The 13,213-nt window shown below is 45.8% G+C and carries 14 protein-coding genes; 11 read left to right on the top strand and 3 right to left on the bottom strand.

From position 1 onward, the window contains the following. Positions 1–129: 129 nt before the first annotated feature. The 8 genes from nrdR to pgpA all read left to right on the top strand — a co-directional run bounded on the left by nrdR (position 130) and on the right by pgpA (position 6,408). A complete protein-coding gene (gene nrdR / locus J4N40_RS13125; protein WP_005381578.1) occupies positions 130–579 on the top strand; it encodes a transcriptional regulator NrdR in 450 nt (149 codons plus the stop codon). Between the two features lie 7 nt (positions 580–586). Further along, positions 587–1,714: a bifunctional diaminohydroxyphosphoribosylaminopyrimidine deaminase/5-amino-6-(5-phosphoribosylamino)uracil reductase RibD gene (ribD, locus tag J4N40_RS13120; protein WP_250654278.1), complete on the top strand. Its 1,128-nt coding sequence runs from the start codon at positions 587–589 to the stop codon at positions 1,712–1,714. A gap of 8 nt (positions 1,715–1,722) precedes the next feature. Then, positions 1,723–2,376 (top strand): riboflavin synthase, encoded by a 654-nt coding sequence (locus tag J4N40_RS13115; protein ID WP_005383626.1) that lies wholly within the window; start codon positions 1,723–1,725, stop codon positions 2,374–2,376. Between the two features lie 173 nt (positions 2,377–2,549). Then, on the top strand, positions 2,550–3,659 hold the full coding sequence (gene ribBA, locus J4N40_RS13110; RefSeq protein WP_005381573.1) for a bifunctional 3,4-dihydroxy-2-butanone-4-phosphate synthase/GTP cyclohydrolase II: 1,110 nt from the start codon (positions 2,550–2,552) through the stop codon (positions 3,657–3,659). 169 nt (positions 3,660–3,828) lie between these two features. Next, positions 3,829–4,299 carry a 6,7-dimethyl-8-ribityllumazine synthase gene (gene ribH, locus J4N40_RS13105; protein WP_005381572.1) on the top strand — a complete coding sequence of 157 codons (471 nt, stop codon included), beginning with the start codon at positions 3,829–3,831 and terminating at the stop codon, positions 4,297–4,299. After that, positions 4,299–4,766 carry a transcription antitermination factor NusB gene (nusB, locus tag J4N40_RS13100; RefSeq protein ID WP_005381571.1) on the top strand — a complete coding sequence of 156 codons (468 nt, stop codon included), beginning with the start codon at positions 4,299–4,301 and terminating at the stop codon, positions 4,764–4,766. The genes ribH and nusB overlap by 1 nt, the downstream gene beginning before the upstream one ends. A gap of 78 nt (positions 4,767–4,844) precedes the next feature. Beyond that, on the top strand, positions 4,845–5,810 hold the full coding sequence (thiL, locus tag J4N40_RS13095; RefSeq protein ID WP_005381570.1) for a thiamine-phosphate kinase: 966 nt from the start codon (positions 4,845–4,847) through the stop codon (positions 5,808–5,810). Between the two features lie 91 nt (positions 5,811–5,901). Next, on the top strand, positions 5,902–6,408 hold the full coding sequence (gene pgpA / locus J4N40_RS13090) for a phosphatidylglycerophosphatase A (RefSeq protein ID WP_213961970.1): 507 nt from the start codon (positions 5,902–5,904) through the stop codon (positions 6,406–6,408). 46 nt (positions 6,409–6,454) lie between these two features. On the opposite strand, the gene dxs is transcribed toward pgpA, so the two are convergent. Genes dxs through xseB form a run of 3 tightly spaced genes read right to left on the bottom strand, consistent with a single transcriptional unit; the run spans position 6,455 to position 9,489 of the window. After that, a complete protein-coding gene (gene dxs / locus J4N40_RS13085; RefSeq protein ID WP_005381568.1) occupies positions 6,455–8,320 on the bottom strand; it encodes a 1-deoxy-D-xylulose-5-phosphate synthase in 1,866 nt (621 codons plus the stop codon). Positions 8,321–8,340: 20 nt separating this feature from the next. Beyond that, a complete protein-coding gene (gene ispA / locus J4N40_RS13080; RefSeq protein WP_005383621.1) occupies positions 8,341–9,225 on the bottom strand; it encodes a (2E,6E)-farnesyl diphosphate synthase in 885 nt (294 codons plus the stop codon). A gap of 21 nt (positions 9,226–9,246) precedes the next feature. Next, the gene (gene xseB, locus J4N40_RS13075; protein WP_005381566.1) at positions 9,247–9,489 is read right to left on the bottom strand and encodes an exodeoxyribonuclease VII small subunit; all 243 of its coding nucleotides are present in this window, start codon (positions 9,487–9,489) and stop codon (positions 9,247–9,249) included. A 263-nt stretch (positions 9,490–9,752) separates the two neighbouring features. Between xseB and pomA the strand changes: the two genes are divergently transcribed. The 3 genes from pomA (at position 9,753) to thiI (ending at position 13,136) form a co-directional block, all read left to right on the top strand. Next, a complete protein-coding gene (gene pomA / locus J4N40_RS13070) occupies positions 9,753–10,514 on the top strand; it encodes a flagellar motor protein PomA (RefSeq protein ID WP_005381564.1) in 762 nt (253 codons plus the stop codon). Positions 10,515–10,528: 14 nt separating this feature from the next. Then, positions 10,529–11,476: a flagellar motor protein MotB gene (locus J4N40_RS13065; RefSeq protein WP_042521210.1), complete on the top strand. Its 948-nt coding sequence runs from the start codon at positions 10,529–10,531 to the stop codon at positions 11,474–11,476. 211 nt (positions 11,477–11,687) lie between these two features. Then, complete coding sequence (thiI, locus tag J4N40_RS13060; RefSeq protein ID WP_005383617.1) at positions 11,688–13,136, top strand: tRNA uracil 4-sulfurtransferase ThiI; 1,449 nt, start codon at positions 11,688–11,690, stop codon at positions 13,134–13,136. Positions 13,137–13,213: the final 77 nt, after the last annotated feature.

Below are 13,213 nucleotides of genomic sequence, written 5' to 3'. Positions count from 1 at the left end.
ACTACATGAGCTTTTATTTCGGTTTGAAAGCGTTATACCCAAATAGCTTTAATAGAGTCCGTATAACCATGAACGCGTGGTTATCCGTGATTGCTCATGAGGTTATTTTGGTATAGATATGGAGGTGATATGCATTGTCCTTTTTGTTCCGAGAACGATACCAAAGTTATTGATTCCCGCTTAGTGGCTGATGGCCATCAAGTTCGACGTCGCCGTCAGTGCTTGGCGTGTAGCGAGCGTTTCACTACGTTTGAAAGCGCAGAGTTAGTGATGCCTAAAGTGATCAAATCGAATGGCAACCGTGAACCATTTGATGAAGATAAAATGGTTGGCGGTATTCAACGCGCTTTAGAGAAACGCCCAGTGAGTGCCGATTCTATAGAGTTAGCGATCAGTATGATCAAATCACAACTGCGTGCGACGGGTGAGCGAGAGGTTCCGAGTGAAATGATTGGTAATTTAGTCATGGACCAGCTCAAAGAGCTCGATAAGGTGGCTTACATTCGTTTCGCTTCCGTTTACCGCAGCTTTGAAGATATTCGCGAGTTTGGCGAAGAGATTGCCCGCCTAGAAGACTGAGTAGCTCATGACTCAACACACTCTTGAAAGAGCGTTTTCTGATTTAGATTTCGCCATGATGTCACGAGCTATTAAGTTAGCGAAACGTGGCATTTATACCACCGCCCCTAATCCAAATGTAGGGTGTGTCATCGTTCGTGATGAAGAAATTGTCGGTGAAGGTTATCACCATCGTGCTGGTGAGCCGCATGCCGAGGTGCACGCGATGCGCATGGCGGGTGAAAAAGCAGTTGGTGCAACCGCTTATGTGACGCTAGAACCTTGCTCTCATTACGGCCGTACACCGCCATGTGCCGAAGGGCTGATTAAAGCCAAAGTGGCACGTGTGGTTTGCGCCATGGTAGACCCAAACCCGAAAGTTGCAGGTCGCGGCATCCAGATGTTACGTGATGCCGGAATTGAAGTACAAATCGGCTTGTTAGAGCAAGATGCCCTTGCCCTTAACCCTGGTTTTATAAAGTACATGCGTACAGGCATGCCGTTTGTTCAATTAAAAATGGCAGCCAGTTTGGATGGGCAAAGCGCACTCAGTAATGGTCAGAGCCAATGGATCACCTCCCCAGCGGCCCGCCAAGATGTGCAGCGTTATCGAGCGATAAGTGGTGGCATTCTTTCTACTAGCAAAACGGTGATTGATGATAATGCATCACTCAATGTGCGCTGGGATGACTTACCTAATAGTGTTCAAGCGCAGTATTTACAAGAAGAGCTTCGTCAACCAGTACGTGTAATCTTAGATCGTCAGAACCATTTAACTGATGCGCTCAAGCTGTTCCATACCGATGGAGAGCGAGTTATTGTTCGCTCTGATGGAGACTGTATCCCTCTATTGGACAGCGCTGACCAAATTGACTTATCAACGACATTAAAACGTATCTCTGATGAGCACCATATCAATCACTTATGGGTTGAAGCTGGAGCTACGCTAGCGAGTGCGATGATAAAGGCTAACCTTGTAGATGAGCTCATTGTTTATCTTGCGCCAAAACTCATGGGCAGCGATGGTCGGGGGCTTATCGGTGCTTTAGGGTTAAGCGCTATGGCTGACGTCATTGATTTAAACATTATAGACGTTCGTATGGTTGGGGTAGACATTCGCATCACCGCCACCATCAAACGTAATGAACTTAGATAAGAAATAGTATGTTTACAGGAATAGTAGAAGCAGTTGGCAAGTTAGCTGCGATTACGCCGAAGGGCGAAGACATCACCGTCACGGTTGAAACGGGTACGCTTGATATGTCAGACGTTAAGTTAGGCGATAGCATTGCGACCAATGGTGTTTGCTTAACGGTAGTTGACTTCGGAAGCCACTATTACAGTGCTGATCTGTCATTAGAAACCTTGAAGAAAACTGGGTTTGCTGATTACCAAGTAGGCGATAAGGTGAATCTAGAAAAAGCCATGTTGCCAACAACGCGGTTGGGTGGACATATCGTTTCTGGCCATGTCGATGGGGTTGGTGAAATTGTCGAACGCAATTCAGTTGGCCGTGCGATAGAGTTTTGGGTTGCAATGCCTGCGGAAATTAGCAAGTACGTTGCAGAGAAAGGCTCGATTACTGTTGATGGTATTAGCCTAACCGTCAACGACTTACGTAAAAATGCTTTTAAGCTGACGATCGTTCCTCATACGAGTGAAGAAACTACGATTGACCAGTTTCAAGTGGGGCGCAAAGTCAACTTGGAAGTTGATGTACTTGCGCGTTATATGGAGCGTTTACTGCAAGGACAACAAGAAGATAAGGCCGAGTCTCGTATCACGATGGACTTTTTACAGCAAAACGGTTTTGCATAAGTCTTGGGAGTGGCTGCGTGAGGCATGCGATAAAGAGCAGACTCACAGAACACCGCGAGATTCATTGACTTGCTTAATGCAAAGCTCAAACTATTGACCTAACTAGCATTCACTGCAACGTAATTTTTCATTGCTGTCGCAATAACAAATTTAGAATAACGGGATAACAGACTATGCCAATCAGTACGCCACAAGAAATTATTGATGATATTCGCGCAGGCAAAATGGTCATCCTAATGGATGATGAAGACCGCGAGAATGAAGGTGACTTGATCATGGCTGCCGAGCATATTACGCCGGAAGCCATCAACTTTATGGCAACCTATGGCCGTGGCCTGATTTGTTTAACCATGACCAAAGATCGTTGCGAAAGTCTAGGTCTGCCACCAATGGTGCAAGACAATAATGCGCAATACACCACCAACTTTACTGTTTCGATTGAGGCAGCAGAAGGGGTAACGACTGGTATTTCAGCCGCAGATCGCGCACGTACCGTTCAAGCAGCAGTCGCGCCAAACGCTAAAGCTGCGGATTTGGTGCAGCCTGGTCACATCTTCCCTCTCGCAGCTCAAGACGGCGGTGTACTGACTCGCGCAGGTCACACTGAAGCTGGCTGTGATTTGGCTCGTCTTGCTGGTTTAGAGCCAGCATCGGTGATTGTTGAGATCTTAAATGACGACGGCACGATGGCTCGTCGCCCAGATCTAGAGATCTTTGCAGAGAAGCACGGTATTAAATTGGGCACTATTGCCGACCTAATTGAGTACCGCAATAACACTGAGACAACGATTGAACGTGTGGCAGAGTGCAAGTTACCGACAGAGTTTGGCGAGTTCACGTTAGTCACGTACAAAGACACCATTGATAACCAAGTGCACTACGCAATGTGCAAGGGCGATTTGAAAGAAAAAGCGCCACTGGTTCGCGTTCATCTTCAAGACGTTTTTACCGACTTACTACGTAGCGATCGTAATGCAGAACGCAGCTGGACACTAGATAAGGCAATGAAACGCATTGGTGAAGAGGGCGGTGTACTGGTTGTTCTTGGCCATGAAGAATCGACCGATCTACTTATTCATCGCGTGAAGATGTTCGAAGCGCAAGACAAAGGTGAAGCACCAACGCTTGCTAAAAAACAAGGCACGTCTCGCCGTGTTGGCGTTGGTTCACAGATTCTTGCGGATCTCGGTGTACATGATATGCGTCTTCTGTCATCGACCAACAAAAAGTACCACGCGTTAGGTGGTTTTGGTCTGAACGTTGTTGAGTACGTCTGCGAGTAACAACCGAACAATAAGTTCCTAGTCTTTGACGTGCTTAACTCGTCAATGGCTAGGAGCCAGTGATTTGCCTCCAATTTCCATTAGATATTGCTCACAAATTTGTGCTAGAATCCGGCGATTCTCACTTGATGAACATATTTCACTTATAAATAGAGTTAAAGGAAAGCTTATGAAAGTGATCGAGGGTGGCTTCCCAGCGCCAAATGCAAAAATTGCTATCGTTATTTCTCGTTTCAACAGTTTTATTAACGAAAGCCTACTTTCTGGTGCGATCGATACACTAAAGCGTCACGGACAAGTAAGCGAAGACAACATCACGGTTGTGCGTTGTCCAGGTGCCGTAGAACTACCTCTAGTAGCTCAGCGTGTTGCTAAAACTGGCAAATTCGACGCTATTGTTTCTCTAGGGTCTGTTATTCGCGGTGGAACGCCTCACTTTGACTATGTTTGTAGTGAAATGAACAAAGGTCTAGCACAAGTGTCTATGGAATTCAGCATTCCAGTAGCATTTGGTGTTTTGACTGTTGATACGATCGATCAAGCGATTGAACGCGCAGGAACCAAGGCTGGTAATAAAGGTGCAGAGGCTGCACTAAGCGCACTTGAAATGATTAATGTACTATCTGAAATTGATTCCTAATGGGGGCCAGTGTGAAACCAGCCGCACGTCGTAACGCACGTCAATTCGCTCTACAGGCGATCTACTCATGGCAAATTACTAAAGAGAATGTTGCCAAGATTGAAGAACAGTTTTTGTCTGGCGACAAATACGATGAAGAAGAACTTCATGCATCTGAGCCAGCGCTTGCTGCTCCAGAGACAGACGTAGCTTACTTCCGTGAACTATTAAGCGGTGTTGTACTTAGCCACGCTGAGCTAGATAGCAAAATTCGTCCATACATCTCTCGTCCTATGCAGGATTTAGATATGATGGAACTTGCTCTTCTTCGCCTTGCTATGTACGAGATGACTCGTCGCGAAGATGTTCCTTACAAAGTTGTTATCAATGAAGCGATTGAACTTGCAAAAGTTTTCGCAGCAGAAGATAGCCACAAGTTTGTGAATGGTGTACTTGATAAAGCAGCACCTCACATTCGTAAGAAATAACGATTTCTTCAATGAAAAGGTCAGCACATGCTGACCTTTTTTGTATCAAAAGCTTTTACATCAAAAAGTAAGTGAATTATGTCTGGTGAATTTAATCTGATAGACAAATACTTCGTCGGTCGTCAGAGCCAACGTAAAGATGTCCATCTAGCCGCTGGTGATGATTGCGCTTTGGTCAAAGCGCCAGCTAATGTTCAGATTGCGATTAGCACGGATACATTGGTAGCTGGAACGCATTTCTTAGCCGACGCGAACCCAGCATGGGTCGCACACAAAGCATTGGCTTCTAACATCAGTGATTTGGCGGCGATGGGCGCAACGCCTGCGTGGGTGAGCTTTGCATTAACGATGCCTGAGCCAGATGAAGAATGGCTTGCTCCTTTCTGTGATGCATTTTTCGAACTGGCTGATTACTATGGTATTCAGTTAATAGGCGGTGATACCACCAAAGGGCCATTGTGTCTGACACTCACGGTGCAAGGTTTTGTACCTGAAGACAAAGCGCTCACGCGATCCGGCGCAAAGCCTGGGGATTGGGTATACGTAACGGGAAACCTTGGCGATGCAAAAGCTGGCTTGGATGTGATTCTAGATGACTCTCTGCGCAGCAGAGCCGGCGCGGAAGCACTAGAGCGAGCTCATTACCTTAGTTCTCCGCGTGTGCTTGCTGGACAAGCTCTTGTTGGCTTAGCCTCTTCGGCGATAGATATTTCAGATGGTTTAATCTCTGATATTAAGCATATTTTACAGCGATCTCAGGTTGGGGTGAGCATTGATGTCTCTCAGCTACCGATCTCTTCAGAATTAGTCCAGTTTTTAGATGATAAGATCAGCGCGCAGCAGTATGCTTTAGCAAGTGGTGAAGAATACGAGTTGTGTTTTACCGTGCCGGAGCAAAATCGAGGCTCGTTACAAAGTGCTTTATCTCATACTGGCTGTAAGGTCACATGTATTGGTCAAATCCGACCAAATGGAACCTTCGAGCTGCATGATAACAATCAACCACTTGATTGGGACTTAAGTGGCTTCGACCACTTTAAATGATCTGAGCTAAGCTCTAGCCAAGAGCCTGTTACTATTGAGTAACTCGCAGGCATGACGATTGAAACCAAACTAGCAGTATAGGTTTAAGGATATGACCAACCCTCTTTCTCTGATTTCATTAAAGAACCCGTGGCATCTATTGGCGACGGGTTTTGGCAGTGGATTATCCCCGTTTATCCCTGGAACAATGGGCACACTGGCGGCCGTGCCTTTATTTTTGTTGTTGTCACAATTACCATTTACGGCGTATGTCATTGTTGTTCTGATTTCGTGTGTGGTCGGCATTCAAATATGCCAAGTGACGTCTGCAGACATGAAGGTGCATGATCATGGTTCAATCGTATGGGATGAGTTTGCGGGCTTTTGGATTACGATGAGCATTGTACCTGCGCTGAATATTCCACTCACTGAATGGAAGTGGTTGATCACTGGCTTCATCTTGTTTCGTTTTTTCGATATGGTAAAACCTTGGCCAATTGGGTGGCTAGATAAGCGAGTTCACGGTGGGCTGGGTATTATGGTTGATGATATCGTGGCGGGAGTTATGGCCGGTGTTGCCCTGTTTCTAGTCGCAAAATATGCGGGCTGGATGAACTAAACACTGAACGTAAAAAAGGGATGCTATGAACATCCCTTTTTACATTCTATTTTGCTAAATAATCCAAGATGGATTTTTCAATTCCTTTTGCATCGAGACCAAGCTCTTCATGCAGTTCATCTTGTGTTCCCTGATGAATAAACTCATCGGGTAAACCTAGGTTTAAGACTGGCTTAATGATTTTATCTTTCATCATGAACTCAACGACACCCGCACCTGCACCACCTGCGATAACATTTTCTTCTAACGTCACGAGCACGTCATGATCTGCGGCTAATTGACGAATTAATGCTTCATCGAGCGGCTTCACAAAGCGCATATCAGCAACAGTGGCGTTAAGGTATTCTGCCGCTTCTAGCGCGTTACCCAAGAAAGTACCAAAGCTCAGAATAGCAACTTTTTCACCTTGGCGAACCATGCGCCCTTTACCGATTTCTAACGCCGTAAACTCAGTTTCGATTTCTACGCCCATGCCGCTACCACGAGGGTATCGAACCGCACTCGGGCCAGAATGCTTATGGCCAGTGTAAAGCATTTGTCGGCACTCGTTTTCGTCGCTTGGCGCCATGATCACCATGTTCGGAATACAGCGCATAAAGCTCAAATCGAACGCACCTTGGTGAGTTTGACCATCTGCGCCAACGAGACCTGCGCGGTCGATCGCAAACATCACTGGTAAATCCATGATCGCGATGTCGTGGATCAGTTGGTCATAACCACGTTGCAAGAAAGTCGAATAGATAGCTACGATTGGATGATCGCCCGCAATTGCCATACCTGTTGCAAGTGTCACTGCGTGCTGCTCAGCAATCGCCACATCAAAGTATTGGTCTGGGTACTCTTTTGAGAAACGCACCATACCTGATCCTTCGCGCATTGCTGGCGTAATTGCCATTAGCTTAGGATCTTGGGCCGCCATGTCACATAAAAAGTCACCGAAGATCTTTGAGTAAGTTGGCTTACCGCCACTGCTCTTCGGCAGACAATTATGCGTTGGATCGAATTTAGGAACACCATGGTAGCCGATAGGATCTTTCTCGGCCGGCTCATAACCTTTGCCTTTCTTGGTCATGATGTGTAGGAACTGAGGGCCTTTGAGCTCACGCATATTTTTCAGCGTTTTGACGAGTTCATTGACGTCGTGCCCATCAATCGGGCCAATGTAATTAAAGCCGAACTCTTCGAACAGAGTACCAGGCACTACCATGCCTTTTAGGTGCTCTTCCGTACGGCGAACCAACTCTTTAATAGGTGGAACACCAGACAGCACTTTCTTGCCGCCTTCACGGATAGAAGTGTATAAGCTACCAGAAAGTACCTTTGCAAGGTGGTTATTCAGGGCGCCGACGTTTTCTGAAATCGACATTTCGTTGTCGTTCAAAATCACCAACATATCAGGATGAACGTCGCCAGCGTGGTTCATGGCTTCGAATGCCATGCCTGCTGTAATTGCGCCATCGCCAATCACACTGACAATTTTACGGCCTTTGCCTTCTTTTTGTGCGCTGATGGCCATGCCAAGGCCTGCACTGATAGATGTCGAAGAGTGACCGACAGACAAAGTGTCATATTCACTTTCTTCACGCCAAGGGAAAGGGTGTAGACCATCCTTTTGGCGAATTGTTGGCATTTTATCGCGACGTCCGGTGAGGATTTTGTGCGGGTAAGCCTGATGACCAACATCCCAGATCAATTTGTCGATAGGGGTGTTGTAAACATAATGCAGAGCGACAGTTAGCTCTACGGTGCCTAAGCCAGACGCTAAGTGTCCGCTAGATTGGCTCACTGAATTTAGCAGATACGTTCGCAGTTCATCACACAGATTTGGTAATGTTTCTTTCGGAAGAAGACGTAATTCTTCCGGTGTATTTGCTAACGCCAGTGTTGGGTACTTTGAAATATCAAGAGTCATATAAATGCGCGCTTATAGTGTTAATTTTTGCGCTCGATGACATATCGGGCGAACTCTTCGAGTAACTGAGTATTGTATGGGATAGCTTCCAATGCTTGAAGTGCTTCCTGTAACAGAGTGTGAGCTTTCTCTATGGCTCCCTCTAAACCCAGCAGGGAAGGATAAGTGCTCTTATTCAGACCTTGGTCGGAACCTTGAGGCTTACCCAGTGTTTCTGTGTCACTGATGATATCAAGAATATCGTCTTGAACCTGAAACGCCAAACCAATTGCTTTTGAGTAGCGCTCCAAGTGAGGTAGAACCTCGATACCTTTCTCACCAGCAGCTAATGCACCTAATTTTACCGCACAATCAATCAGAGCTCCGGTTTTTTTACGGTGTATCTCTTCCATTTCTTCAAGAGAAACTTGGCGATTTTCCGCGCCTAAATCTAAAGCTTGCCCTACACACATGCCGCTGGCACCAGAAGAATGCGCTAATGCTTTGATCATGTTGATGCGTTGAGCTTCTGCCGCCGGGCTTAATTGACCATCAGCAATAATAGTGAAGGCAAGGGTTTGTAGTGCATCACCTGTCAGTATTGCGGTTGCTTCATCAAACTTAATATGACAAGTTGGTTGACCTCGACGCAGTTCATCATCGTCCATGGCTGGCAGATCATCATGAATGAGTGAGTAGGCATGTATACATTCGATAGCAGCGGCTGGGGTGTCTAAGTCTTCAGGTTTACAGCCGAGCATTTGACCTGTGATGTAAACAAGAAAAGGGCGAACGCGTTTTCCACCTAGCAAAAGGCCGTATTTCATTGCTTGAATCAATGGCTGCTCTTGATATGGAAGCTGATCGAGCCACAAATTCAATTGCTGATTGTTTCTTTGTTGAAAAGACGTCAATGTCTGTTGCATCACATTGCTCACTACTGATTGTTATTCTGAATCTGGTTTGAAGTCACTCAGTGGTGCTTCATCATCTTCACTAAGAAGAATGCTCACGCGCTGTTCGGCGTCGCTTAATTTAGTTTGGCCTGCACGAGCTAAGGCAATGCCTCGTTCAAACTTACGCAGGGCATCATCTAGAGCAAGATCGCCATTTTCTAATTGATCAACCAAGCTATCAAGCTCTTCAATGGTTGCTTCAAAGGTCATGTTTTCTGGTTTCTTGACCGCCATCTTTTTTCTGCCTTAATCAAGCCTCGGGTAAGATGCACGAAAGTTACCTTAGCCTAGTAACTTGGTCAAATTTAACCTTATATAATTGTCACAAAATTAGCGTTCAACGAGTCTAAGCGGTGAAACCCCATATTTTGGTTGAGGTTGTTAGGTGTAATTTGTGATCCATTAGCTAAGATTTTTCTAAAAATTCTGCGCGAGTTGTCGATACAGGTAATAATCCGCCCAATGGCAGTATTTGAGTATAGCGTGAGGAGTGCTTTGTGGATTTAGCAACCCTATTAGGTTTGATTGGTGGTTTTGCATTCGTCATTATGGCGATGGTGCTTGGTGGCAGCATCGGCATGTTTGTCGATGTCACGTCGATCCTTATTGTCGTTGGTGGCTCAATATTCGTCGTGTTGATGAAGTTCACAATGGGACAGTTTTTTGGTGCGACAAAGATTGCTGGCAAAGCCTTCATGTTTAAAGCGGATGAACCCGAAGACCTGATCGCAAAAATTGTGGAAATGGCCGATGCGGCGCGTAAAGGTGGTTTTCTTGCTCTTGAAGAGATGGAAATAAACAACACATTCATGCAGAAAGGCATTGATCTACTGGTTGATGGCCATGATGCCGACGTTGTGAGAGCGGCACTCAAAAAAGACATCGCGCTTACAGATGAACGACATACGCAAGGTACTGGTGTATTTCGCGCCTTTGGCGACGTTGCTCCTGCGATGGGAATGATTGGTACCTTGGTTGGTCTTGTTGCGATGCTTTCAAACATGGATGACCCTAAAGCGATTGGACCAGCAATGGCCGTTGCACTCTTGACCACATTGTATGGCGCGATCCTGTCCAATATGGTGTTTTTCCCTATTGCGGATAAGCTTTCTCTTCGCCGTGACCAAGAAACGCTAAATCGCCGTTTGATCATGGATGGCGTATTAGCGATTCAAGATGGCCAAAACCCGCGAGTGATCGATAGTTACTTGAAGAACTACCTCAATGAAGGTAAACGTGCCCTTGAGATTGACGAGTAACTTGGAGAGTCGTGATGGATGATGAAGATAACAAATGCGATTGTCCGCCACCTGGCCTCCCGTTATGGATGGGGACATTCGCAGATTTGATGTCGCTACTGATGTGTTTCTTTGTTCTTCTGCTCTCGTTTTCTGAGATGGATGTACTGAAGTTCAAACAAATTGCAGGGTCAATGAAATTTGCCTTCGGTGTGCAAAATCAGCTTGAAGTGAAAGACATTCCCAAAGGCACTAGCATTATTGCCCAAGAGTTTCGACCGGGTCGGCCGGAACCAACTCCGATTGATGTCATCATGCAGCAAACCATGGACATCACTCAGCAGACGCTCGAATTTCATGAAGGGGAGTCTGATCGAGCTGGTGGCACAAAACGTGATGAAGGCAAGTTAACGGGTGGGCAATCGCCAGAAACGTCAACTCAAAACAATGAGTCTGCCGAAGCGGACATGCAACAACAGCAATCTAAAGAGATGTCGCAAGAGATGGAAACCTTGATGGAAAGCATCAAGAAAGCCTTAGAGCGAGAGATTGAGCAAGGCGCCATTGAAGTTGAAAACCTCGGTCAGCAGATTGTTATACGTATGCGTGAAAAAGGTGCATTCCCAGAAGGTTCGGCTTTCTTGCAGCCTAAGTTTCGTCCTTTAGTTCGTCAGATTGCAGAGCTAGTAAAAGACGTGCCAGGCATTGTGCGAGTATCTGGCCATACAGACAATCGACCGCTAGACTCGGAACTTTATCGTTCTAACTGGGATCTCTCTTCTCAGCGTGCAGTATCAGTCGCGCAAGAGATGGAGAAAGTGAGAGGCTTCTCTCATCAACGTTTAAGAGTACGAGGCATGGCGGATACGGAACCCTTGTTACCGAATGATTCTGATGAAAATCGCGCGCTTAACCGACGGGTTGAAATCAGCATTATGCAAGGCGAGCCTCTCTACAGTGAAGAAGTGCCGGTAATTCAATAACTAGGCTTTAGTTTTAAGTCAGTAAAGAGATAAGAAAGCGAGCAGATTGCTCGCTTTTTTTGTTTTTCCAATCCGCTTGGGTGTATAATCTTGCGCCTTAAAAGTGAGCTCAGACTACTTTTTGTGACTGAAACGCGGTTTTACTGCGTATGAAGTATTGAAGTTGAGTGTCACTCTTTGTTGATTGCGAAACTAACCTGCGAATTAGACTATGAAATTTATTGTAAAGCCCCATCCAGAAATTTTTGTAAAAAGTGAATCTGTGCGTAAGCGCTTCACAAAGATTTTAGAGTGCAACATTCGTAACATCATTAAGAGCCGCACGGAGTCTGTCGCGGTATTTAACCGTCGTGATCACATTGAAGTGACCTCTGAGAGTAACGAATTCCACGCTGAAGTTCTTGAGGTTTTGACTCATACACCAGGCATTCACCACGTACTGGAAGTGAAGCAAACTGAATTTAAAGACTTGCACGATATCTTCGAGCAAGTGCTAGAACTCAACCGTGCTGCACTCGAAAATAAAACCTTTGTTGTACGTGCGAAGCGTCGTGGCAAGCATGACTTTACCTCCATTGAACTAGAGCGTTATGTAGGCGGTGGTTTAAATCAAGCGATTGAAAGCGCTAGTGTTAAGCTACGAAACCCAGACGTGACGATCAAGGTAGAAGTCTCGAACGACAAGCTAAACCAAGTATTGTCTCGTCATAAAGGCCTAGGTGGTTTCCCTCTGGGTACGCAAGAAGACGTGTTAAGCCTGATCTCGGGTGGTTTCGATTCTGGTGTTTCAAGCTATCTTCATATCAAGCGTGGTTCAAAAGTACATTACTGCTTCTTTAACTTAGGTGGTCCAGCACACGAAATCGGCGTTAAGCAGGTTTCTCACTACCTATGGAACAAATACGGTTCTTCAGCAAAAGTACGTTTTATCTCAGTTGATTTCGAGCCTGTGGTTGCGGAAATCCTAGAGAAAGTCGATGACGGCCAAATGGGCGTGATCTTGAAGCGTATGTTTATGCGTGCAGCAGGCATGATCGCTCAGAAGATGAAGATCGAAGCATTGGTAACAGGTGAAGCGCTAGGTCAAGTATCGAGCCAAACGCTAACCAATCTACGCCACATCGATAACGTAACTGACACGCTGATTCTGCGTCCACTTATCAACTGGGATAAAGAAGACATCATCAATCTAGCACGTGAAATCGGCACAGAAGATTTCGCGAAGACAATGCCAGAATACTGTGGTGTTATCTCTAAGAAGCCAACCGTGAAAGCGGTGAAAGGCAAGCTAGAAGCTGAAGAAGAGAAGTTCGACTTTAGTATCCTTGAGCAAGTGGTTCAAGAAGCTCGCATGATGGACATTCGTGATATTGCGAAAGAGTCTGAGCAAGCCGCACCAGAAGTAGAGCAAGTTCAAGCGGTAGAAGAGCACGCGGTTGTGCTAGATATTCGTAGTCCTGAAGAGGAAGACGATAACCCACTTGAAATCGAAGGTGTGGATGTGAAACATATCCCTTTCTACAAGCTGGGTACACAGTTTGGTGACTTAGACCAGTCTAAGACATACCTACTTTACTGTGACCGCGGTGTGATGAGCCGTCTGCAAGCGCTTTACTTGCAAGAGCAAGGCTTCAGCAACGTAAAAGTTTACCGTCCATAGCTGACTGTTAAAATACGTTAAAAGGCGCAAATTGAGACATCAATTTGCGCCTTTTTTGTTTTTGATCGCGTTACAGA

Origin of the sequence: Vibrio sp. SCSIO 43097 (genome assembly GCF_023650755.1) — a bacterium.
Classification (GTDB): Bacteria; Pseudomonadota; Gammaproteobacteria; order Enterobacterales; family Vibrionaceae; genus Vibrio; species Vibrio alginolyticus.
The sequence above is the reverse complement of the archived record's forward strand: the minus strand, read 5'-3'. Positions and strand labels throughout refer to the sequence as shown.

Bases quoted from the DNA above. Each gene is read 5' to 3' on its own strand.
- ribD (WP_250654278.1), top strand. From the start codon at position 587: ATGACTCAACACACTCTTGAAAGAGCGTTTTCTGATTTAGATTTCGCC.
- dxs (WP_005381568.1), bottom strand. From the start codon at position 8,320: ATGACTCTTGATATTTCAAAGTACCCAACACTGGCGTTAGCAAATACA.
- pgpA (WP_213961970.1), top strand. From the start codon at position 5,902: ATGACCAACCCTCTTTCTCTGATTTCATTAAAGAACCCGTGGCATCTA.
- J4N40_RS13065 (WP_042521210.1), top strand. From the start codon at position 10,529: ATGGATGATGAAGATAACAAATGCGATTGTCCGCCACCTGGCCTCCCG.
- thiI (WP_005383617.1), top strand. From the start codon at position 11,688: ATGAAATTTATTGTAAAGCCCCATCCAGAAATTTTTGTAAAAAGTGAA.
- thiL (WP_005381570.1), top strand. From the start codon at position 4,845: ATGTCTGGTGAATTTAATCTGATAGACAAATACTTCGTCGGTCGTCAG.
- nusB (WP_005381571.1), top strand. From the start codon at position 4,299: ATGGGGGCCAGTGTGAAACCAGCCGCACGTCGTAACGCACGTCAATTC.
- J4N40_RS13115 (WP_005383626.1), top strand. From the start codon at position 1,723: ATGTTTACAGGAATAGTAGAAGCAGTTGGCAAGTTAGCTGCGATTACG.
- xseB (WP_005381566.1), bottom strand. From the start codon at position 9,489: ATGGCGGTCAAGAAACCAGAAAACATGACCTTTGAAGCAACCATTGAA.
- nrdR (WP_005381578.1), top strand. From the start codon at position 130: ATGCATTGTCCTTTTTGTTCCGAGAACGATACCAAAGTTATTGATTCC.
- ispA (WP_005383621.1), bottom strand. From the start codon at position 9,225: ATGCAACAGACATTGACGTCTTTTCAACAAAGAAACAATCAGCAATTG.
- ribBA (WP_005381573.1), top strand. From the start codon at position 2,550: ATGCCAATCAGTACGCCACAAGAAATTATTGATGATATTCGCGCAGGC.
- ribH (WP_005381572.1), top strand. From the start codon at position 3,829: ATGAAAGTGATCGAGGGTGGCTTCCCAGCGCCAAATGCAAAAATTGCT.